Below are 20,958 nucleotides of genomic sequence, written 5' to 3' on the forward strand. Positions count from 1 at the left end.
CGCTCGTCCTGCTGCTGCTCCTTTACCTTTGGCTCCTGTTCGCTATGGACATGGTACCGGAGCTGGAGATCGGGCATCCCGAATTATTACATCCAAAACCGTAAACGTTATGACAGAAAACAAGAATCCGGGAAACGACCCCTCGGCGGAGTTCGAACGGCTGCGCAAGCGCAAGGTGCTGCTCTTCGCGGCGATCCTCGGATGCATCTTCCTCGTCGCGATGTGGCTTATATTCCGACCTGCGCCCGTCAAGCCTCAAGAAGGGGCCGCGGGGATCAACACGTCGGTTCCGGACGGCAAGGCGCAGGCCACCGTCAGCGACAAACGCAAAGCCGCGGAACAGCTCCGCAGCGAGGAGCAGCAGCAGAGACGCATGATGACACTCGGCGACAACTCGTTCTCGCTGCTGGACGACGGGCTCAAACCTGCCGAGGAGCCTGCACCGGCGGACAACCCCGCACTGCGGGCCTCCGAGGCCAACCGGGCCATGCAGCGGCAGGTGCAGGGCTTCTACGCCGCTCCGCAGCGCAATGCCGAGGTCGAAGCCCTGAAAGAGCAGGTCGCAGCCCTGCAATCCCAGCTCGACGCCGAGCGGCAGCAGCCCGATCCGCTGGAACTGGCCGAGGAGCAGTACAAGCTCGCCCGGAAGTATCTCGGCGGCGGAGTGGCCGTAGATGAAGAAGCTGTTGAGCAGGCAAAGCAGCGGAAGGATTCGCGCCTGTCGGTCATGCGGCCCGTGCGGGAGGGTGAGGTCGAAGCATCGACGCTCGACACACGGGCGGATTTCACCGTCGAACGCAACTTGGGATTTCTCACGGCGGCAGGTGGCGTCGCGCATGCCGATACTCCGACCGTCAGAGCCTGCGTCGCCTCGACGCAGGTCATACGTGCCGGAAGCACCGTGCAACTGCGGTTGCTGGAAGCCGTGCGTATCGACGGAGTGACCATCCCCCGGAATACGCCGCTATACAGTCTTGCGACGATCTCCGGAATGCGGCTGCAGGTCGTGGTGTCGTCCGTCGAATACGGCGGACGGATCTTCGCCGTCGAAGCCGTAGCTTACGACATGGACGGCCAGCCGGGGCTCAACGTCCCGAACTCCCGCGAGCGGACGGCCCTCAAAGAGGCGCTGGCATCCGTCGGGCAGACTGCCGGCACGAGCGTAAACGTCACCCGTTCGGCCGGACAGCAGATGTTGTCCGAACTGGCGCGCGGAGGATTGCAGGCTTCGTCGCAGTATGTCGCCGGGAAGCTCCGCGAGGTGAAGATAACCCTCAAAGCCAACCATCAGCTATTATTGATTTCAAAACAGCAGTAAAATGAAAAGAGACCTTATTTATCTGGCCCTGATCGTCGCCGCAATCACGGCGGTAAAGGTTACGGCACGAACGACACCGGAAACGCCGGCGGAGATCCGGCCCCTGCGTATCGAAGCGGGATTCACCAAGACTGTACACATCCTCTTCCCGTCGCCCGTCACGTATATCGACATCGGCTCGATGGACATCATAGCAGGCAAGGCCGACGGGGCCGAAAACGTCGTGCGGGTGAAGGCGGCCGTGCGGAATTTCGCAGCAGAAACAAACCTGACGGTCATCACCGAAGACGGCGGATTTTTCACGTTCGATGTCCACTATGCCGAGAACCCGGTTGTCTCGACCCTCAATCTTACAGTGCAGGAACCGCAGACGGAAGGTGTGAAGAAACCGGCTGCCGCGGGCTATCCGCAGCCGACGGCCCCAGCATCCGAAGGCCGGGTGCTGCTGCGCGAGGTAGGCCGAGAGAAGCCCGCGACCATAAAACGCATGTTGAGCGACATATACCGGCAGAACCGTACGGACGTAAAGGGCATTCGCACGAAGAAGTACGGCATCGGGGTCGAGGTGCTGGGAATTTACGTCTCCAACGATGTCGTTTACATACATACTTGTATGTATAACGACACGAATATCTCTTTCGAAGTGGATGCACGACAGTTTATCGTAGCCGACAAGAAGCTCGCAAAGCGTACGGCACAGCAGCAGACACCGCTCGAAATCCTGCGCGTATGCAACGATCCGGCCGTTGTAAGGGGACATCAGCGTCAGCGGACGGTATTCGCGCTGCCCAAGCTCACAATCGCCGACGACAAGGTGCTCTTATTGGAGATCATCGAAAAGAATGGAGCCCGGCATCAGACTACCGAAATTCCGAGCCGGGAGATTTCGAATGCCAAGGTGCTATAAAATGACTGGTTTATGAAAACACCGGGAGGGGGCTGTCCGAAATTTCGGACAGCCCCCTCCCTTCATTAACGAGTCGCGTCACCTCACCCCGACGGGTGATTTCTCGCCCAAACAGATTATCAGGCATTTCAATAACTTTTCGGCATGTATCCGGCAGATCGATTCCTCTTTGAATATATGTTGAAAAGCCTTATCGAACGCATCCCAGAGTATTAGGCTATCCCTTGTTTTAGAAGATTGTTATCGTCGCATCATGAAAGATATCAGTTTTATCAAGTTCCACAGGATCATGAAAGGGGCTGTGAAAAAGCCGACAATTACGGAAAGGAGTAATTTAAGCACGTAATAGATCGCCCAAGCCGTCAAATCTCCCTGCACCAATCGCCAGCCGACGACAGAGTTCAAGAACTGCCAGCCGGAGACCACGGCCATCAGCGTATAACCGCTGGCAAATCTCCCGTCGGGAAATCCATTCCCTTCCATGAAATTCAATTTATATCCCAGGATGAACAGCCCGACATAAACAAGCAGATGAAAAACAATCGAGCCGACAGTCTGGCTTCTCAATTTTTCATGGCATGCGGCGCATACGGGTTTTGGCTGGTTTTGTACGCATTGTACACACAGTCCTTTTCCGCATTCCGTACATTGGGCGACTGCCGCTTCGGCAGGATGATTTGCACAATTCATAAATCAAGGTTAACGGTTTCGTATGCAAAAATAATTTTTTCTGCCTAAAAAATACGCTGGTGCAAAAGAAAAACCAGTGCAATATCATCCTTCGCCCTGATCCGAAAATTTGGGAAAACGACCGATATTTTTTATATTTGGAAGGATCGAATGCGCTTTTAATACATTCGGTCACAGATGTATAACATTCGGTCGTTTTATAACCTTTCGGATATGACAATCGAGAAACTGGACGGCACTTCGCCCCGCCTTTATACACTCGTCGCTCCGCTGGTCATGCGACGCAGCGTGCTGCGCCAGAACAACAACTATCCGTTCTGGACCTCGCGTGCGCATACGTGGTTCGTCGCGTGGGAAGGCGAGACCGTCTTCGGGTTCATGCCCGTGGAGATCACCGACGGCGGAGTGGCCAAGATCAACAACTACTACGTTTCGGGCGACGATCCGCAGCTGCTGTCGCGCTTCCTGCGCGAAATCATCCGATACTACCACCGCGACTATACGATACGTTCCGTGACGCTGCTCCGCCACGCCGAGGTGTTCCGCACCGAGGGCTTCGTCCCCACGAAGGAGTGGACGCAGTACGTGACGATGCAATACGGGAAAAAACGGCAGCCATGAACGTCTACGAGCGGACACAGCGGCGGTTGAAAACGGTCTTCGACCTTTTCGACAACATCTACGTCTCCTTCTCCGGCGGCAAGGACAGCGGCGTGCTACTCAACCTTTGCATCGACTACGTCCGGCGGCACGGACTACAGCGCCGGATTGGGGTCTTCCATATGGATTACGAAATCCAGTACCGCGATACGCTCGACTATGTGGACCGCATGCTGGCCGAGAACACCGATATCCTCGATGTATACCGGATCTGCGTGCCGTTCAAGGTCCAGACCTGCACCTCGATGTTCCGGCAATACTGGCGGCCGTGGGAGGAGTCGAAGCGGGACATCTGGGTGCGGGAGATGCCTGAGGGATGCCTTACGCATCTAGATTTCCCGTTCTTCACCGACGAAATGTGGGATTACGAATTCCAGAACCGCTTCGCCGAATGGCTCCACGCACGCAGCGGTGCGGCGCGCACGTGCTGTCTGATCGGCATCCGCACGCAGGAGAGCTTCAACCGCTGGCGCACGATTTACAGCGACCGCAACCACCATCGGTTCGCCGGAAAACGGTGGATACGCCAGTGGGCCGGCGGCGGCATCTGCAACGCCTATCCGCTCTACGACTGGCTGACGACCGACATCTGGACGGCGAACGGTCGTTTCGGCTGGCCCTACAACCGGCTGTACGACCTCTTCTACCGGGCCGGCGTGCCGCTCGACAGTCAGCGCGTGGCCAGTCCGTTCATCTCGCCGGCCATCGCCAGCCTGCACCTCTACAAAGCCATCGATCCGGATACGTGGGGACGCATGGTCGGCCGGGTCGACGGGGCCAATTTCGCGGCGCTGTACGGCAGGACGGCGGCAGCCGGATGGCAGTCGGCGCGCCTGCCGAAAGGAATGACATGGGAGCGCTACATGCACTTCCTGCTCTCGACCCTTCCGGAGCCGACGCGGCGCAACTATCTGGAAAAACTATCCGTAAGCATCCGCTTCTGGCGCGAAAAGGGCGGATGTCTCTCCGAGGAAACCATCGCCAAACTGCAAAAGGCCGGCATCCGCATCGAAGTAGGCGACAAAAGCGCCTACCGCACCGACAAGCGTCCGGTGCGCATGGAGTATCTCGACGACACGGACCTGCCGGAATTCAGCCAGCTGCCCACGTTCAAACGCATCTGCATCTGCATCCTGAAAAACGACCACGCCTGCAAATACATGGGTTTTTCGCCCAACAAAAGCGAAACGCAGCGCCGCAGGAAAATCATGGAAAAATATGAATCGCTATTACGAACATCCGACCGAGAAGAACTTCCGGAGCCCTGTCTATAACGTCCGCGCCGTACCGGTGGAGAAGATCGTGGCGAACAGCTACAACCCCAATGTCGTGGCGCCGCCCGAAATGAAACTGCTGGAACTGTCGATCTGGGAAGACGGCTACACGATGCCGTGCGTCTGCTATTACGACGCCGAAAGGGACTGTTACGAACTGGTGGACGGCTACCACCGCTATCTGGTGCTCAAAACCTCGAAGCGCATCTACGAACGCGAACGGGGGCTGCTGCCCGTCACCGTGATCGAAAAGGACCTTTCGAACCGCATGGCCTCGACCATCCGCCACAACCGGGCGCGGGGAACGCACAACGTCGAGCTGATGAGCGAGATCGTCGCCGAACTGACCCGCGCGCGGATGTCCGACCAGTGGATCATGCGTCATATCGGCATGGACCGCGACGAGTTGCTGCGATTGAAACAGATCACGGGCCTCGCCGAACTCTTCTCCGACAAGGAGTTCAGCCTCGGCGATGCCGACGAGGACACGGTCGAATTTGTGCTATAACTGCCCGCTTATTCCGGAATCGCGATCCGCTCCACAGGCTGATCCCGTTTCGGGTCCAGCGGATGGGACTGATAGGACGTTTTCCCGAAGTCGATCCATGCAATGATCCGGCCGTCGTAAGGGGCACCAGCGCCAGCGGACGGTATTCGCGCTGCCCAAGCTCACGATCTCCGATGACAAGGTACTTTTAGTGGAAATCACCGAGAAAAACGGAGCCCGGCATCAGACTACCGAAATAACGAGCCGCGTCACCTCACCACGACGGGAGATTTCTCTCCCAAACAGATTATCAGGTATTTCAATAACTTTTCGGCATTTATCCGGCAGGCCAGTTCCTCTTTGAGTATACATTTAAAAGCCGAGTCGAACGCATCCCAAAGCATCAAACTGAAGCGGTCGGCTTCGACAGGGCTCATGTACTTGGCCTCCATGGTCGGAAGCCACATCGAAAATTCGACGTTGACCGATTGCCGGAACAATTCCAGCAGTTCGTCGGATTCGTGGCGGTAGTCGAGAAACGTGTTTTCGCAAATCCCGAACTTAGGCCGGATGACCGTTTCATAGATTTTCGCATGGGTTCTGCGATGGTTATGCTTCTCGAAAAACCAGCGGTCGATCTTTTTGACGCTTACCACACGATAAAGGCGATATGGATTCTCGTTATCCTTTTCAAAACCGTTCATAAAATCCATCATTTTGAGATTAGGAAAATTTGTTCGTATTCAGACGATGCCGGAACGGCGATCCGTGCGCACGAGTCTTCGCGGGCCGGCTTTGCGGGCAGCCGGGCGAAAGCGGACGGTGCCATCAGAATGAAGACGAATCGGAGGCGGTCGATACGGAACCGACGGCGGTTCCGATGCCTTTATCGAAAAACGGGGAATCCGCAGGCAATCCGAAGCAATCCGGTGAAACAAATAAGTTTCACCGACAGCGGAGTTTTCGAATAAAAGTTGTAATTTGGAGCTTGTTTCTAAACTGTAAATCAGCCTTTCGCTTTCACATTCGGGTCGATTCATAGTGGCACATCTTTTGATTCGCAATGTCAAAAAATATGCGCGGTTCTCGACCGGTTGCTTCGTACCGTCCCAAAGGTTATGGCGAACCAGTCAAGACCGCGCATTACGATCTTGCCTGTTTATTCGCCATTGAGGTAAAAGTTGGGACTTACGAACGATAAACAGTTTACAACAGATAAATTGCTCTATTGTTATCCCGAATATAGTCATTTCTTCGTTATCATCCAAATTTTTTCCGGCGTTTTTGTGAGAAAATCGATTTCCAAAACGCGAAATCCGCTGCACTACGCAGTAAGTACCCGGCAAAACCGACCGCCGTAAATTCTTCGTTAAACGCGCATCGAGACGCACCTGTTATAATAAAAAATTGGAATGGTTCCACATGTTCTTGCAAGGGCCCGACGTTTCATCCATCTTTGCCGCACAAATTATAAAACAGCCCAAACGAATGACGGTGAAACAATGTAATTTCAAAGTCGGAGAGGTATATCTTTTCCATACCGACGATCCCCGATGTCCGGATGCGGAATCCCTATGGGGTCTTTACGACAGGCACGACGGGAACTCGATCTTTCTGGAGTCGTGGTCGACGGACCAGAAACATTTTTCGAAAGGCCGGCATCTACCTGAGCAATACCGGTTCTGCCGCCTCTCGACCCGCAGTGAATTACGTGATTACATGGTCAACAGCATTTACTCGGAAATAAAGGGCCTTTCCTGAAATGAGCAGGGACAATTATAATCCGTACCGGATAGTCGGCGCCAAAAAGATCGACGTATGGTTTTATGAAGAAGGCGATATGCGCAGAACGCACCGCATCGTCTACGAGCTGATCGTCCTGCCGCTGTACGGAGTCTGCGAGAACAGTTTTCTGGATTACAGGCACCACTCCGACGAACTGCTCGAACTCTTCATCCAGCCGCCCTATATCGAAGTTCCGCTGTGGCTGATGGTGATGACGGTCAAGAAAATGCCGGTTCACGAAGCCAACCGTTTCTTCGAGCTCCTACGGACGAAGATGGACCGCATATTCAGGAAAAGGTCCTACCCTCTGACGGCCGAGCAGCTCCTCAGACTGCTCGTCGATGCACTGGCAGAGTTCATATATTAGAAGAGTGACGCGACTCATTGCCGGAGGGGAGGCCGTTATCGGCCTCCTCTCTTTTTGTATGATGTCATGCAGCTTTGCGTTCAGAGTCCGAGCGTCTGCATTTCCGCGACCGGCTCTATAATTCCTTCGTCGTAAGGGTCTCCGTAGTTGAACTTCGGCCGCACGGGCCATGCTGTCATCTCCTTTTCGGGGTATACGGTCAGCAGGGCCGCGACGGCCTCCTCGGATGCGATGGACGGGTCGAGCCAGCGCTTCTCCTGCTCTTGGGTTAGTATCTTCGGCATCCGGAACGGATTGCCTCCGCCGTTATGGATCTTCCGCATCATGGCGTTCGCTTCGGTCGTTATCAGCACGAACGACAGCACTTTTTCTCCGGTCTGCGGATGCGTCCACTCGTCCCAGAGCCCGGCGATGGAGAATAATTCCTGATCCTTTAAAGTGGTATAGTAATACTGCGCCTTTCCGTTCGGCAGTCTGTGCGGCTCGTAGAATCCGGTTACGGGGATGATGCACCGGTTATGCTGCCACAGCATTCGCCACGGCCATTTCTCGAAAAGCGTCTCGGCCCGTGCGTTCTTGAACAGATTCTCCCGGTCGTAACGCTGAGCATCTCCGGGCTTCGCCGTCCGCGGAATCAGCCCCCACTGCATGACCTGAAGTTCCTCCGAGCCCGAAACGATAACGCAGTGCGGCTCGGCATAGGCGGGAATGACGTAGATCTCCTCGGCCAGCCGAACGTCGTAAACGCTCATCCTATGTTCGGATCCGGCGTCCTGACGGGCCCTTGCGTCCTGTTCCTGCTCGGCGAGTACCTGCCGGGCAGCTTCGATAATATCCAACTGCTTACCGTACCTTTTGGCTACGGCCGCTGCATTTGCTGACAGAGAGGTGAAAAAACACATAAACAAAAATTCTTTACAAAGTTAGATGGCAATATCTATCCGATCGCTCCATTTGGTCGTAGGACATTTCGAGAGCATCTCGCGCCGCAGCCGGGTATTATTCTGCCCGGTCAATTCCGCACCCAGCACCACGAGGCGGCTGTCGAGGTTCAGCGGTCCGTTGACCTCGTCCACCGCGGCCTGCAAATGCCGCAGCTGCCCGATGTCGGGCCTATGGTGAAACATGTTGAGCTGAAGCGCTTCGGCAGGAATAAGGTCCGACAACGTGACGGTAGCGCGTTTGAACAGGAACGGCCGTTCGCCGGGGGCGTAGGCCGGCCAGATCGCCCGGAGCAGCGTCATGGCATAAGGCACCATCTCGAACGTATTGTCCGTCGGTACGGGAAATTCGATTTGCAGTCCCCGGAAGGTCTGACGCTGGTTCTCGTTGAAAGGATTGGTTTCGATGCCGACATAGATGCGCCGGGCATAGGAATGCTGGTCACGGAGCTTATGGGCGGACGAACTTAAATAGCGCACAACGGCGGCTTTCACCTCGTTGAAGTCGGAGGTCATTTTCCCAAATGCCCGCGATGTGCATATCTCCTGCTTGTCGGGCGGCGCCAGTTCCAGACTGATACAGGGCGTCCCGTTCATCTCGCGCCAGAGGCGGTCGCCAACGACAGTCATGTTCCTGCGCACCCACTCGCGCGGCAGCACGGAGAAATCGTAGGCCGTGCGGACACCCATCGCCGTCAGGCGCTTCTCATGCCGCCGACCGATGCCCCACACATCGCCTATCGGGAGTTTTTTCAACGCCTCCACACGCTTCTCCTCCGTATCGATGATATAGAGCCCCCGCCGGGCGTCGTCCGTCTTGGCGAGCTTGTTGGCGGCCTTGGCCAGTACTTTGGTCGGGGCGATGCCCAGACAGATCGGGATGCCGATTCCGCGCCGGGTGGTGCGGATGATCTCGCGCCCCAGCTTCTCGAAATCGAAGCCTTCCATTCCCGTAAAGTCGAGGAAGGCCTCGTCGATGCTGTATATTTCGAGGTTGGGGACGAAGGAGGCCCAAATGCTGTGCATGCGGTTGCTCATGTCGCCGTAGAGCTCGTAGTTCGAGGAGAACGTAACGATGCCGTGTTCCCGGATGGTGTCTGCTATCTGAAACAGCGCGTCACCCATCCTGACGTATCGCTTCGCCGGCCGGTTCATGGCTATCGCACAGCCGTCGTTGTTCGAGGCCACGATAATGGGCTTTCCGTGCAGCCACGGCTGCATGGACTCCTCGCAGGAGCAGTAAAATGAATTCCCGTCGGCAAGGCCGACCATCTGGCGGGGATTCAGGGGCAACAGCTTCCGGCTCATCCTATACCTCCTTTCTTCGTCCTCAGCTGCCGGATGGAGTGGGTGACGATGCCCCATATCAACCGTTCGTTCTCGCCGGTAATCCGAATCGGAGCATAGTCCTTGTTGCCGGGCATCAGCCAGATCTCCCCGTCGTCGTGCACCTCGACGTATTTCATGGTGAAGCCTTCGGAGGTGACGCATACGGCAAGATCGCCCCACCGGGGTTCGAGCATCCGGTCCACGATCACCGAATCGCTGTCCTCGATGTCGTCTTCGATCAGAGAGATGCCCCGCACTTTCCCGAAGAAGGTGCTGATCGGGTTAGGAATCAGCTCTTCGTTCAGGTCGACGAGCCCCGCGACGGGAACGTCGCTCGCCGGAAAATACGAGGCTCGGATAGCCCGCCGCTCGAACAGCGCGGGTTGTTCCTTCTGCGGCAGGCGGTCGATAAGGCGTGTGCGCCGTCGCTTGAACCTCCGGACTTTGATGACGACCGTAACGACGCCCAGCACCCGCGCTTCGGTGTCGCCGTCGACAGGAAGCGTGTCGTCCGTTCCGCCGCCGAGAAGCCATAGCTCTCGCCCCCGTTTGCGGATATATTTCAGCACCCGTTCGCCGCAGACCTCGCAAAACGCCAGGTCCCCGGTGCGCGGTGCAAGCCGCGTGTCGAAAAGGATGCCGTCGCCCTGCTCCAGCTCCTCCTCGACCAGATAGTAATCCCGAACGCGGGCATAGTATGTCGCACCCGGACTCAGTATGAGGACTTCGTTCAGGTCGATGCGGTCGCCGATATAGTCCGCGGCCGGCGAAGGGAATCCTGCCGGAATGCCTTCGCTGACGTAGGGCAGCGATTTGACGGTCGTCGTTATAAGACCATATATATCGAAATGAATATTCATCGTGCATAATTAGGCGCAGGGGCATACGGAGTGTCGGCACGCAATGCAGTCGGGCATCGTGTCGTCGTTTCGACAAATAGTTAAGCGGGGCTTTGCCGGCTCCTGCCGACCGTGTAGTGTGAAATTGCGTCGTTTCCTCGGTACTCCCTGCGGAGTTCGTTCACAATACAAACGAAAATATCGTGCCTTTGTTGCATAAGCGCCAGTACCGGCATTCCGAAAGATATATAAAAGATCTAATCAAAAAAATGGGTATCAACCGCGAGTAATTTCCCGGATATTCCTTATATTTATAACTCTGCATATTTCATAGCGTCATGAAACTGAGTATAGAATATCTGCCGAACAATCGGATCGACGATGAAGAGCTGAAGCGAACACGAACTATTGCAACATAATATTTCCCAGTGTAATCTCGTGATACTATCGTTTGAGAAAATGAGACTACACGATAGATTGCATAATAACCACTCTATTGGTTCCTATTTTGATCCCAAACATTGACAATAGCCCGCATTTTTTCATTGTATTTCTGTGCTCAATTGTTAATATTTGCTACCTTTGTTCACAATATAACTTATAAGGGCTTATGGACGGCATGGAGGTTAATTTAAGTCGGGCGATTGATTTTTTTTATCCATCCTCTTCATCATTGGAGCTTGTGTATTTTGAAGCTATTGCCAACGCAATAGATGCAGGCGCCAATAATATCCAAATAAGCATTGCCGTTGATTCGTATTCCAAGCCGGAATCTCTTACAATAGTAATTTCTGACAACGGTGTTGGTTTTACTAACGATCGGTATCGTAAATTCACTAAATTACTTGAAACAGAGGAAGAAGATCACAAAGGACTCGGACGATTGGTCTTCCTCAAATATTTCAAAGAAGTTTATATCGAAAGCATATTTGAGAAACAAATTCGGAAGTTTACGTTCAAGAAGAACTTTGAGAAAAACAATTTCACTCTCTCTCCGGCTCCTGATGCCACTTATACGGGCAGCAGATTGGCATTTAGCGGGTACCTAAAGAAAAAATTATATTCTTATGATTTTCTTAAACCGGTATCTATTAGGCAGTCTATACTTTATCATTTTTACCCGCATCTGTTTTCCATTGTTAAAGCGGGTAAAGATTTGAAGATTGATTTAACGTTATCTACCAAAGAGCCTAATCCTGAGCAAGGATTTTATAACGATTGTCAAATACTGATAGCTAGTCAAAGTGTCGATTTAGAAAGCAGAAAATTTCCTGCAGAAAGCTTAGACCTTTTTGACACGATTGATATTTTTTACAAAATCAAACAAACCAATAAAGAATCGTCACTAGTAACCGCAATCTGCGTTGATGGGAGAACAATTCCTATTGATATTATGTCAAAAGAATCTACCCCCAAAGGATATGAAATAGTTTTTCTGTTGTATTCCAGTTTCTTTACAGGTAAAACAAATCCTTCTCGAGAAGCCCTGACACTTGATGAGCAAGAATTGAAAACTGTAAAAAATCTATTTAGGAAACATGCAACGATTATTCTGAATGAAAAAATCCCAAGCATTCAAGAGGAAAATAAACATATAACAGAAAGCCTAAATAATAATTATCCTCATTTGGCAGGTTATTTCGATGAACAATCAATTGGAATTATCGATCGCAATAAAGCGATTGAAACAGCCCAACGTAAGTTCTTTCAGGCACAAAAAGAGGTTTTGGATGCTCCAAACACAATTTCAACCGAACAATATGAAAAAGCTCTTAACGTTTCCTCTCGAACATTGATGGAGTATATTTTATATCGAAATGTAATCATCAAAAATCTAAAACAAATTGATAAGAAGAATCCGGAAGCGGATATTCACGATATAATTGTTCCTAGAAAAAAAGTTTGTGGGAAAGCAGGATTTATAAACGATCTATACACTAACAATGCGTGGTTGTTAGACGATAAATATATGTCTTATTCAACCATCCTCAGCGATTTGGAAATGAATAAGCTTATGCCATATCTTGCATTGGATGGAGAGAATGTTGATGATGAAAAAAGGCCTGATATTGCAATCGTCTTTTCTAATGATTTTCATAATCCAGTAGGCCAAGTAGAAGTACAGACTAAAACGGATGTTGTTATCGTTGAACTCAAAAAATTAGGATTGCCTTTGGCCAAAAGAGAAGAGGTCGTCAGTCAGCTAAAACAGCGCGCTCGAAAACTTGCAAAATATTATCCCGATAAAATTCAACGTATTTGGTTCTACGGAATCGTAGATATAGATGCAGAATTTCGCATAGCGTTAAAAGAAGAAAATTATACGGAATTATTTTCTGCAGGATCTTTATTCTACAAAGAGCATACGGTTATTTTAGACGAAGATAAGAATATTCGCATTCCATTTGGCTTATATGTATTATCCTTTGATGCCTTTTTGAAAGATGCAGAATCTCGAAATTCGACATTTCTCAATGTGTTGAAACAAGGGTTTTTAAAAGGTTGCAATATACCTAAAGCATCGAACGAACAAAAGTAACATACTTTCGGGACGCAGTGCGTCCCGTCTTCAAAAGCATTAAATATGAGCGCTATAACAACTCTATACGACGATATTCGAGCTATCATTATCAATACTCGTAACACTATATACAAGGCGGTAAATACCGGTATACTTGAGGCCAATTGGAAAATAGGCCGCCGAATAGTTGAAGAAGAACAAGCCGGAGCCAGTCGCGCAGAATACGGACAAAGGGTAATTAACGACCTTGCAGAGAAGTTGTCGGTAGAGTTCGGGCGAGGTTTCGACGCCCGTGAATTACGCCGTTATCGTCAGTTTTATTTGCTGTTCCCAAAATGGGACGCACTGCGTCCCGAATTGACATGGACCCATTACCGCACGTTAATCCGTGTTGAAAACGAACGCGCCCGACTTTACTACATGAATGAAGCTGCATTGCAGAACTGGAGTACGCGGGCATTGGATTCGCAAATTGAGCGACTGACCTACGAACGAATTCTCTCTTCGCAAAATCAACTTATAGTAAAAGAAGCCGAAGATGCGGCTTCGCGCCAAGCACAACTCACACCGGCCGACATCATCAAAGACCCGTATGTGCTCGACTTTCTCGGTCTTCCGAGTGGCGTGAACTTCTATGAAAAAGATTTGGAAAAAGCGCTTATCGACAACCTGCAACAATTCTTGTTGGAGTTGGGGCGCGGTTTTTCCTTTGTTTCACGTCAATACCGTTTCAAGACCGACAACGAAAACTACTATGTCGATCTTGTATTCTATAACTTCATCCTCAAATGCTTTGTGCTGATTGATCTGAAAGTCGGGAAACTGACTTATCAAGACATCGGACAAATGGATTTCTATACTCGCTATTTCGAGGAGAATATACGCACAGAAACCGATAATCCAACTATCGGTATCGTGCTTTGCACCGAGCGGGACAACACGATTGTCAAATACTCGGTAATGAACGACAGCAATCAATTGTTTGCCTCAAAATACAAACTTTATCTCCCGACAGAAGAGGAACTTATTAACGAGCTGGAAACAAGTCGGAAGCAGATAGAAAATAATGTCAAATAACGTCATCCCGGCGTCATACGCAAAGAACCTATCGGGATAAATAACTTGAAATAGCATGTGACAATGCGTCATAGAAAAATGTCTGCGGACTGACTTTTGAAAAATATAATTTCCAAGAACAATCCATAACAAGGCTATGACCATATAGAAGAGTTGGTTTTTAAGTCACAAATTGCAGTCCTCGCCGAACAATGCCAATTTGGAGTTTTCGGCAATTCGCATGCGTATGACGATTAACAGGGCGCAGTGTTTACTACGACCTTTAAGATCAAGCCTGCATTTTGGGACGTAGGCAGGAGTGCTATTGAGGATCCGAACCACATCCGGCACCTAAAGGCAATCTTCAATTGCATGTTGCCTTACACAACATCAATGAAGAGTTCAACAAAGCCTTGAATGCCTAGCTTCGCATGTTGAAAAATTACCGGTTACGAGATATGCGTCCAACCTCCGATTTCATAAAGAATAAAAATACGTAAAGAATTGAATCGGGACGAGGTAAAGACCAAATACATATTTAACGATTTCCTTACATTCATAGAATAATATATCTCTTTGCAGAGAAAGAATGATTGTCAATGCGAAAGAGGCAAAACTCGTCCCGGGAACAATTCGCAACGACATTGTAAGTATCCACCTATTGCTCCGACTACCTATCCGCCGTATAGTTCCAAATGTCGGAAAGGTCTTCGACCGCTTTGCGGGTAAACCGTATTTCATCCATTCGTCCACTTGGCTTTCAGGGTTTTCAGATGATCCTCCGGGTCGAATCCTTCGGCCACGCCGCTGTCGATTCCCTCGCGGATGGCAACTTTCAACTCCGTCAGACGGCTTTCGTTCTCCTCCAAAAGCCGCAAGCCGGCCCGAATAACCTCGCTGGCATTGTTATAACGCCCCTGTGCGATTTTTGCCTTGATGAAATCCTCGAAATAAACACCGAGGGCTACCGATGTCGTTTTCATAGTTGTTCAGTCTTTACGCAAAATTACCAATATTTAATAATAAAAACAAAATCCCGACCGGATTTATTGTGTCCGGCCGGGATCGACAATTCGTATTCAACTTTTCAGGTATGGGTCATCCAGCCATGAAACGGCCCGTCGATAAAACAATGCGACCGATCCGGGCAGCCATGATAGACCAGTCCGCCGACAACGCCCAAACGCCCATCGGGATAACGCTCCTTGAAAAGGAACGAATAAGGTGCGAAGTCCTTGTAAAGTTCGATCTCGCACAGATGATGGGGATTTTGCTCCCGGCGTTCGAGCCGTTTCAGACACTCGTGGAGCGTCTTGTCGTCGATACTTTCGGCATATTGCACTACTTTATCGTAGTGCTCCTGACACATGATTTTCATAATAGTCCGGATTTTCGTTAGTCTATATCGCAGCCGATGAAGGTATGCTCGTTGATAAGCAGGTAGTAATAACCGTTACCGCATCCTCGGTACTCTTTCGAAAATCCTGCGGTCAGGTCCCCAACCCGGTGATAGCCATCGTCCTTATCGCAAGGCTCCACCCATAGCGAACCGTCGTAGCCGCGGAAATCAAACCGACCCGAATGGAACGGCGTGCGGTTTTTGACGGCCTCGCAGAAAGACCGGTAAGTCGTTTTGCCGCACCATTTGCGCACGGCTTCGAGCGTGATGATCTGCCCGTCGATACTGGTTCCGGTCGTGATGCCGTTTTTGTAGAGATCCTTGCTGTAATCGGCATGCTGGATTTTGCGGATAAACGGGCTTGTGAATCCTGCTTTGGCCGCTTCCCGCTGGAATTTGCGGATTAGACGGCGATTGATTTCCTCAGGGTCTTTGTCCGGAGCCGGTTTGAAAATCTTTTCAATGTTGTCCCAGTCGCCGAATCCGAAGCCATATCTTCGTCTGCCGATACCGATGATGCCGCAAATGTTTTGATCGCGGTTGTAAAACAGACGTCGGCGTCGACCTTGATACTGGATGTACAGAGAGTACGGGGTTTCTGGATTGCGTAAATATTGTTCTGCTTCGTGCATGGTAAATGGATATTATATTAATACATTGTATCGCGCAGCCTTGGATGCACAGGGACCTGAACACTGGCTCGCTCACAGAGGTCTATGATTCGGCAAGTCTGTGTGTCCACATCATCCAAATCGAGTGGCATACGGATGACAGGATCATTCTACACTGTAACTTTGCTTGTAGGGCATGACTCTTCGTAGATTAACTCTTCGAGCGTCATGTCCTGCGGTTGACTGATGTCGTCTTCCGGTCTGACGAAATAGCAGACCGCAGTATGCCGCCCGTGGTCCTTGACGAGTTTCACGGGTTGGAGCGTGTTGTAGATGCGCCGCTCTGTAACGGGAACGTCGAGCGCCTTCCACTCCGTCCGGGGCAGGGCGACCTGCTCGTCCCGGTAGCCCCAGACGATGACCGACTTCGGATTGGGAGCCGCGAATACCGTTCCTTCGCAATCGGAGAGAAACCGTCGGAACTCCTCCTCCGTCCGGAACGAAATACAGTCGCCGCGGTAAAGGTTACCATGCAGGTTCTCCGTATCTTTGTAAAGGCTGATCTTGCGCCATTTCTCGGTGGAGAAATCACCGTAGAGCGGATCGCCTTCCCGGAATTCCCACAGCGGCACCTCGGCGCAGAACCGGACGACTCCGTTGCCGCAGGCGCCGCAATGGCCCCAAGCACAGAAATCCCCCGGCATAGCACCGGAAGGCTTCAGTTCTTGCGGCATCACGGCTGTAAAAGGCCCTCCGCTGACCGAGCAGCCGATACCGTCGGCTGTCGCCCACACGAAAGGCACGTAAGGGCACAGGCAGATCGAGCGCATTCCGTCTTCACGGACCGCCTCGATCAAGGCGTTGCCATGGAAGTCGCCGTGGCGCGTGGTATAGCGCACCCGGTCGCCGACCTGCGGGACAAGCGGGTTGCGGGTACGTTCGATATGACGCACCAAAGCATTGGCGGCATCTACGTCCTCTTGCGTCAGGCAATGTTCATGGTCGTAAAGCGTATTCATCGGCAGCAGTGTTTCGCGGCTGTACCGATCTTCGGTTTTATCTTGTTGCATATTGCTGATAATAAAAACGCCGCGACCTTTCGGCCGCAGCGCAGATTAAACGATTTGTTTATCAAGGTTTAGGCAGCTTCGGACGGAATCGCATCCGGGGTTTCCGGCTCCTGCTCTACAGCCAGCCGTTCGGAAATCATGCGTGCCGACCGGTTCACGTCCGTGAGGATGTCGAACAGGTAGGTCGGCTCTTTATGGAACTCCGCCAGCCAGTCCTTGATATAGGCAGCGCTCTCCTCGCGGGGCGTCGTGGCGAAGCCCAGCATCGCGCCGCACAGGGCCGCCGTAAGTTCGGCGACCAGTTCCTCCCGGATATAATCGGCATCGCCATAGCAAGCGCCAAAAGGACGGTTCAGACGCTCCGCATGCCCCGTACTGTGCGTGACTTCGTGGAGAAGTGTCGTGTAGAATGCCGCGCCCTCCGGGAACTGCCGTTTTTCGGGGCAGACGATCCGGTCGAGCGTCGGTGAATAGGACGCCCTGTTGCCGGATTTGAGCAGGATGGGACAGAGCCACGACTGCTCCGCCAGCATCCGGTCGAGCACCTCGCATGTCAGACCGTCCGAGTAGTCTTTCGGCCCGGTCGGTGTCGTAAGCGAAGCGTAGCGCTCCGGCTGCTGTTCCGACATATCCGTCTGGTCGATGTTGAAGACCGGGTAATAGCGCATCACGGGCAGCACGTCGTATTGCCGCCGCTGCTCCTGCGGCAGGCGGTAATAGTCCGCCAACTCAATCTTCTTGCGGGTCTCCTTATGGCGGATATACAGTTTCCAGAAGAAGACCGGAAACGAACCGGAGCCTTTGAGGATGTTCAGGCCCTCCTCCTTGGCCTGCTTGAAGGTCATAAAGAGCGGCGTACTGTAGCCTGCGATCTCCGAGAGGAACAGCAGCATCAGGATATTCCCGCCCCGGTAGGGCGTGCCGCGCAGGTTGCGCGGAAGACCGTGCGCAAGGTCGGCGATCCACGGCTTGCGCCACGCTTCGGTAAGCGTTTCCATTTTCTTTATCATCAGCTCCGTCAGCTGCGGAGCGATCTTTTCAATCAGATTCTTATTCATGGCTCTTCTCTTTAAGTTATTCTTCCTCCGGAGCGGTAGCTTGCCGCCAGAGACGGATCTTCTCGCCGTTCGTCCTGCCGTTCCACCACATGTCGCAGGCATCGCGGAAAGCCTTGCGATCATCCTTCGGGCTGAAATTTTCCGGATTCAGTCCGGTGATAATTTCCCGGTCTTCTTCTGTCGTTCCGTCATTCCACCACGGCTCGACCGTATCGGACATCAATTCGCTCTCGCGTACCTGACGGGTGTGTTCTGCACAGTCGTCGCACCATAAGTCATCTTTGTCTTCCGCCATAGACTGTACTTCGTACGTGTTGCTGTCCACCCAGACTTGGCAGGATACCCGCAGCGAACCGCACGCCCCGCAGCGCCACGGATCGGCGGGCATCTCTACTGTCGGTTTTTCTGCAATAGGTGTCTGTTCCGGAATCTCTGAAATCTTATTCATAACAGTAGTAATGCAAAGACGGAGCAGGCATAACCTGCTCCGTCGGTTTGGACATTTAGTTCATGTTGTTACTATGCCGCCGTTTTCATCTCCTCAGGCATCCGGATATCGGGTTCGATATCCGGGTCCATAGGAATAATCAGCGGCTCCGGGGTGGGTTCTATAGCGGGCGTCTCGTCCGGCAGCAGCTCGGGCATCTCCGGTTCGGCATCCGGTGCCTCCTGCATCGAAACCGCCATCTCCTCGGCCTCGGCTTTTGCCTGCAAGGCGTCGATCTGTTCCTGAAGACGGGCTTTGCGACGCTCGTAGACTTTCAGATACTCCTGCTGCACCTTCTGGCTCTGCTCCGAGAAGTTCATATCCGCGAAGCGGCACATCATTCCCGTCAGAAGCGTTTCGTCCGTACAGCGGTACTCCGGAGCCGCCGAGCGGAAGTAGTCCACCAGATAAGCGCGAACCAGCGCCGCCTGTTGCTTGGCCGTGATACGACCCGCCGCAGCGAACTGCTCCCGGTCGGTCAGGCAAGAGCCCTCCTTAGGCCGGAAACCGCACTGGCGGAGTTTCGAGTCGCTCATTACGCGCTGCATCACGGCGTAGTAGAACATCTGCTGCTCCTCTTTCTGCAAGGGCTTGTTCGCAACTTTCACATCGAGGAAGACACGCTTCATATCGGTCGTGATATGCTCGTAGCAGATTTCCCGGTAACGACGCTCCTGTTGCAACAGCCCCTCCAGCGGCGAAGGCGGAACGACGGTGACGAAGACCTTATGCTCATCGTCCTGCCCCTCGTTTACCGTCATTTCCCGCTCCTCATCCTCGATCTCTTCGTAGCGGAACTCGATATCGAGGTTACCGATGACGGCGTACTTGCGCACGCGCCCTTCCGAGATGTCGAACTCCAACTGCTGTGTCTCTTCGGCGAATGCCGCCATTTCGGCTTCGTACTCCTCCTGAGCCTCGGAGAACTCCTCTTCCGATTCGAACTCTTCGGCCTGCGGAGCGTCGGGCATCTGAGGGCCTTTATCGTAGTGATAAACGCTGTATTCCAGCTCTTCGACGTGATAGCCTTCTTTCTCAAGAGCTTCGAGTACTGCGGCAGGCGTTTCGCCGTCTGTGGCCAGTGTCGTACGCGGATCGTCCTTGAGGAGTTTCACGGCCTTCTGTACCAAAAACTCGTTGTTCTTGCGGATCATGCACTCGCGGTTTTGACAGCCCGCGCAACCGCCCGTACATTCGTCCTTGAACAACACCTGATTGGCCGTATTGTGCTGGCAGGAAAGGCACTTCGTCTTATCGAAGTTGTAGCTTTCCAGCTTGGTCATATAACGCTCGTAGAGCCGCCGGGCGATCTCCTTGATCCGCGCCGTCTTCCAAGAGCTGTAACACCCCTCGGCGAAATGATCGTTGTAAACCTCCTGCTGGATGTCGGCGGGATATTTGGCGATCTCTGTAGCGACGCCCACCGAAATCTCCTCTTTGTCGAGCATCCCGGCCAAGGCGTCGATCAATTCGCAAAGTTTCAGACGCGAGCGGATGTAGGCCTCCGACTTGCCGAATTTGCCCACGAGGCTCTCGATCGTATGCCGCCCCGACTGCAAGGCCCGCTTGTAGGCAGCGGCTTCCTCGCGCGGCCGCACGTCCTCGCGTTGCAGGTTCTCCGTGATGGCGGCATCCTCGGCCTCGGCGTCCGACAACTCCCGGATAAGGGCCGGGATGAATTTCAGGCCCGCCATTGCAGCCGCCCAATAGCGGCGCTCGCCGTAGACGATCTCGAAGCCCTCGTCCCTCGGACGCACGCAGATAGGTTGAAGAACGCCCGACTGTTTGATGCTCTCGGCAAGTTCCAGCAGCGTATCCTCGCGGAAATTCTTGCGGGGATTGTAGGTCGAATTGACGATCTTGTTCAGATCCAGCAGCCGGACATCCGTCTCGGGATGGGCTGCCGGTTGTTCGGCAGGACTGGTTTCTGCGACAGGATTCACAGCTCCGATATCCGTTGCCTGCGGTTCGGCGGGTTTCATGTCGGGACTCCCGGCTGCAACCGGGTCTTGCGCTTGCGCCGCAACGGCCTCGGAAACGGCCGGCGTCCGAACTGCGGTCTTGCCGCCCTTCTTCGATTTCGAATTTGCTTTTGCAGTCTGCATAACATGTAACAGTTTTTACCGTGTGTCTCACGTGTTTATCCGCTCGCACGAATT

20 protein-coding genes and 1 pseudogene are annotated in these 20,958 nt (G+C 52.7%); 9 read left to right on the top strand and 12 right to left on the bottom strand.

What is annotated here, in order from left to right:
- Positions 1 to 109 precede the first annotated feature (109 nt).
- Together traM and traN are read left to right on the top strand one after the other, a co-directional pair.
- Positions 110 to 1,318 (top strand): conjugative transposon protein TraM, encoded by a 1,209-nt coding sequence (gene traM, locus ALFI_RS04960; RefSeq protein ID WP_014774771.1) that lies wholly within the window; start codon positions 110 to 112, stop codon positions 1,316 to 1,318.
- A gap of 1 nt (position 1,319) precedes the next feature.
- The gene (gene traN, locus ALFI_RS04965; RefSeq protein WP_014775007.1) at positions 1,320 to 2,225 is read left to right on the top strand and encodes a conjugative transposon protein TraN; all 906 of its coding nucleotides are present in this window, start codon (positions 1,320 to 1,322) and stop codon (positions 2,223 to 2,225) included.
- A gap of 240 nt (positions 2,226 to 2,465) precedes the next feature.
- Here traN and ALFI_RS04970 read toward each other — a convergent pair whose 3' ends face one another.
- On the bottom strand, positions 2,466 to 2,915 hold the full coding sequence (locus ALFI_RS04970; RefSeq protein WP_014775008.1) for a hypothetical protein: 450 nt from the start codon (positions 2,913 to 2,915) through the stop codon (positions 2,466 to 2,468).
- A gap of 213 nt (positions 2,916 to 3,128) precedes the next feature.
- Between ALFI_RS04970 and ALFI_RS04975 the strand changes: the two genes are divergently transcribed.
- The 4 genes and pseudogenes from ALFI_RS04975 to ALFI_RS17835 form a co-directional block, all read left to right on the top strand.
- Positions 3,129 to 3,536: a hypothetical protein gene (locus tag ALFI_RS04975; protein ID WP_042493965.1), complete on the top strand. Its 408-nt coding sequence runs from the start codon at positions 3,129 to 3,131 to the stop codon at positions 3,534 to 3,536.
- On the top strand, positions 3,533 to 4,849 hold the full coding sequence (locus ALFI_RS04980) for a DUF3440 domain-containing protein (protein ID WP_014775010.1): 1,317 nt from the start codon (positions 3,533 to 3,535) through the stop codon (positions 4,847 to 4,849). The genes ALFI_RS04975 and ALFI_RS04980 overlap by 4 nt, the downstream gene beginning before the upstream one ends.
- Positions 4,794 to 5,357: an IbrB-like domain-containing protein gene (locus tag ALFI_RS04985; RefSeq protein WP_014775011.1), complete on the top strand. Its 564-nt coding sequence runs from the start codon at positions 4,794 to 4,796 to the stop codon at positions 5,355 to 5,357. The genes ALFI_RS04980 and ALFI_RS04985 overlap by 56 nt, the downstream gene beginning before the upstream one ends.
- Before the next feature lie 98 nt (positions 5,358 to 5,455).
- A pseudogene (locus ALFI_RS17835) lies at positions 5,456 to 5,700 on the top strand (DUF4138 domain-containing protein); the annotation flags it as partial.
- Here ALFI_RS17835 and ALFI_RS04990 read toward each other — a convergent pair.
- Positions 5,606 to 6,040: a hypothetical protein gene (locus ALFI_RS04990; protein WP_014775012.1), complete on the bottom strand. Its 435-nt coding sequence runs from the start codon at positions 6,038 to 6,040 to the stop codon at positions 5,606 to 5,608. The pseudogene ALFI_RS17835 and the gene ALFI_RS04990 sit on opposite strands and share 95 nt — an antisense overlap.
- A gap of 1,058 nt (positions 6,041 to 7,098) precedes the next feature.
- Here ALFI_RS04990 and ALFI_RS05000 point away from each other — a divergent pair.
- Positions 7,099 to 7,488: a hypothetical protein gene (locus ALFI_RS05000; protein WP_014775013.1), complete on the top strand. Its 390-nt coding sequence runs from the start codon at positions 7,099 to 7,101 to the stop codon at positions 7,486 to 7,488.
- 80 nt (positions 7,489 to 7,568) lie between these two features.
- On the opposite strand, the gene ALFI_RS05005 is transcribed toward ALFI_RS05000, so the two are convergent.
- The 3 genes from ALFI_RS05005 to ALFI_RS05015 all read right to left on the bottom strand — a co-directional run bounded on the left by ALFI_RS05005 (position 7,569) and on the right by ALFI_RS05015 (position 10,618).
- Positions 7,569 to 8,327 (bottom strand): SOS response-associated peptidase, encoded by a 759-nt coding sequence (locus ALFI_RS05005; protein ID WP_227042936.1) that lies wholly within the window; start codon positions 8,325 to 8,327, stop codon positions 7,569 to 7,571.
- Positions 8,328 to 8,411: 84 nt separating this feature from the next.
- Positions 8,412 to 9,737, bottom strand: a complete 1,326-nt coding sequence (locus ALFI_RS05010) for a Y-family DNA polymerase (RefSeq protein ID WP_014775014.1) — start codon at positions 9,735 to 9,737, stop codon at positions 8,412 to 8,414.
- On the bottom strand, positions 9,734 to 10,618 hold the full coding sequence (locus ALFI_RS05015; RefSeq protein ID WP_009598742.1) for a S24 family peptidase: 885 nt from the start codon (positions 10,616 to 10,618) through the stop codon (positions 9,734 to 9,736). The genes ALFI_RS05010 and ALFI_RS05015 overlap by 4 nt, the downstream gene beginning before the upstream one ends.
- 589 nt (positions 10,619 to 11,207) lie before the next feature.
- On the opposite strand from ALFI_RS05015, the gene ALFI_RS05020 reads away from it, so the two are divergent.
- Positions 11,208 to 13,136, top strand: a complete 1,929-nt coding sequence (locus tag ALFI_RS05020) for an ATP-binding protein (RefSeq protein ID WP_009598739.1) — start codon at positions 11,208 to 11,210, stop codon at positions 13,134 to 13,136.
- A gap of 45 nt (positions 13,137 to 13,181) precedes the next feature.
- Complete coding sequence (locus tag ALFI_RS05025) at positions 13,182 to 14,195, top strand: PDDEXK nuclease domain-containing protein (protein WP_009598749.1); 1,014 nt, start codon at positions 13,182 to 13,184, stop codon at positions 14,193 to 14,195.
- Between the two features lie 716 nt (positions 14,196 to 14,911).
- On the opposite strand, the gene ALFI_RS05030 is transcribed toward ALFI_RS05025, so the two are convergent.
- The 7 genes from ALFI_RS05030 to ALFI_RS05060 form a co-directional block, all read right to left on the bottom strand.
- Positions 14,912 to 15,157, bottom strand: a complete 246-nt coding sequence (locus tag ALFI_RS05030) for a type II toxin-antitoxin system ParD family antitoxin (RefSeq protein WP_014775016.1) — start codon at positions 15,155 to 15,157, stop codon at positions 14,912 to 14,914.
- A gap of 104 nt (positions 15,158 to 15,261) precedes the next feature.
- Entirely contained in the window at positions 15,262 to 15,552 is a 291-nt protein-coding gene (locus ALFI_RS16480) for a DUF4120 family protein (protein ID WP_014775017.1), read from the bottom strand.
- Positions 15,553 to 15,569: 17 nt separating this feature from the next.
- The gene (locus tag ALFI_RS05040; protein WP_009598741.1) at positions 15,570 to 16,205 is read right to left on the bottom strand and encodes a hypothetical protein; all 636 of its coding nucleotides are present in this window, start codon (positions 16,203 to 16,205) and stop codon (positions 15,570 to 15,572) included.
- Between the two features lie 149 nt (positions 16,206 to 16,354).
- Positions 16,355 to 17,254 (bottom strand): DUF4121 family protein, encoded by a 900-nt coding sequence (locus ALFI_RS05045; RefSeq protein WP_014775018.1) that lies wholly within the window; start codon positions 17,252 to 17,254, stop codon positions 16,355 to 16,357.
- A gap of 68 nt (positions 17,255 to 17,322) precedes the next feature.
- The gene (locus tag ALFI_RS05050; RefSeq protein WP_014775019.1) at positions 17,323 to 18,312 is read right to left on the bottom strand and encodes an ArdC family protein; all 990 of its coding nucleotides are present in this window, start codon (positions 18,310 to 18,312) and stop codon (positions 17,323 to 17,325) included.
- 16 nt (positions 18,313 to 18,328) lie between these two features.
- Entirely contained in the window at positions 18,329 to 18,760 is a 432-nt protein-coding gene (locus ALFI_RS05055) for a hypothetical protein (RefSeq protein ID WP_014775020.1), read from the bottom strand.
- Positions 18,761 to 18,831: 71 nt separating this feature from the next.
- Positions 18,832 to 20,904, bottom strand: coding sequence for a ParB/RepB/Spo0J family partition protein (locus tag ALFI_RS05060; RefSeq protein WP_014775021.1), 2,073 nt, complete (start codon positions 20,902 to 20,904; stop codon positions 18,832 to 18,834).
- Positions 20,905 to 20,958: the final 54 nt, after the last annotated feature.

The organism is Alistipes finegoldii DSM 17242 (assembly GCF_000265365.1).
Taxonomy (GTDB): Bacteria; Bacteroidota; Bacteroidia; order Bacteroidales; family Rikenellaceae; genus Alistipes; species Alistipes finegoldii.

What these genes read in the sequence shown, in the direction of transcription:
- traN (WP_014775007.1), top strand. Translation starts at nt 1,320, where the DNA reads ATGAAAAGAGACCTTATTTATCTGGCCCTGATCGTCGCCGCAATCACG.
- ALFI_RS05020 (WP_009598739.1), top strand. Translation starts at nt 11,208, where the DNA reads ATGGACGGCATGGAGGTTAATTTAAGTCGGGCGATTGATTTTTTTTAT.
- ALFI_RS04985 (WP_014775011.1), top strand. Translation starts at nt 4,794, where the DNA reads ATGAATCGCTATTACGAACATCCGACCGAGAAGAACTTCCGGAGCCCT.
- traM (WP_014774771.1), top strand. Translation starts at nt 110, where the DNA reads ATGACAGAAAACAAGAATCCGGGAAACGACCCCTCGGCGGAGTTCGAA.
- ALFI_RS05050 (WP_014775019.1), bottom strand. Translation starts at nt 18,312, where the DNA reads ATGAATAAGAATCTGATTGAAAAGATCGCTCCGCAGCTGACGGAGCTG.
- ALFI_RS05025 (WP_009598749.1), top strand. Translation starts at nt 13,182, where the DNA reads ATGAGCGCTATAACAACTCTATACGACGATATTCGAGCTATCATTATC.
- ALFI_RS05030 (WP_014775016.1), bottom strand. Translation starts at nt 15,157, where the DNA reads ATGAAAACGACATCGGTAGCCCTCGGTGTTTATTTCGAGGATTTCATC.
- ALFI_RS04990 (WP_014775012.1), bottom strand. Translation starts at nt 6,040, where the DNA reads ATGAACGGTTTTGAAAAGGATAACGAGAATCCATATCGCCTTTATCGT.
- ALFI_RS04980 (WP_014775010.1), top strand. Translation starts at nt 3,533, where the DNA reads ATGAACGTCTACGAGCGGACACAGCGGCGGTTGAAAACGGTCTTCGAC.
- ALFI_RS05060 (WP_014775021.1), bottom strand. Translation starts at nt 20,904, where the DNA reads ATGCAGACTGCAAAAGCAAATTCGAAATCGAAGAAGGGCGGCAAGACC.
- ALFI_RS05000 (WP_014775013.1), top strand. Translation starts at nt 7,099, where the DNA reads ATGAGCAGGGACAATTATAATCCGTACCGGATAGTCGGCGCCAAAAAG.
- ALFI_RS05040 (WP_009598741.1), bottom strand. Translation starts at nt 16,205, where the DNA reads ATGCACGAAGCAGAACAATATTTACGCAATCCAGAAACCCCGTACTCT.
- ALFI_RS05055 (WP_014775020.1), bottom strand. Translation starts at nt 18,760, where the DNA reads ATGAATAAGATTTCAGAGATTCCGGAACAGACACCTATTGCAGAAAAA.
- ALFI_RS04970 (WP_014775008.1), bottom strand. Translation starts at nt 2,915, where the DNA reads ATGAATTGTGCAAATCATCCTGCCGAAGCGGCAGTCGCCCAATGTACG.
- ALFI_RS16480 (WP_014775017.1), bottom strand. Translation starts at nt 15,552, where the DNA reads ATGAAAATCATGTGTCAGGAGCACTACGATAAAGTAGTGCAATATGCC.
- ALFI_RS04975 (WP_042493965.1), top strand. Translation starts at nt 3,129, where the DNA reads ATGACAATCGAGAAACTGGACGGCACTTCGCCCCGCCTTTATACACTC.
- ALFI_RS05015 (WP_009598742.1), bottom strand. Translation starts at nt 10,618, where the DNA reads ATGAATATTCATTTCGATATATATGGTCTTATAACGACGACCGTCAAA.
- ALFI_RS05045 (WP_014775018.1), bottom strand. Translation starts at nt 17,254, where the DNA reads ATGCAACAAGATAAAACCGAAGATCGGTACAGCCGCGAAACACTGCTG.
- ALFI_RS05010 (WP_014775014.1), bottom strand. Translation starts at nt 9,737, where the DNA reads ATGAGCCGGAAGCTGTTGCCCCTGAATCCCCGCCAGATGGTCGGCCTT.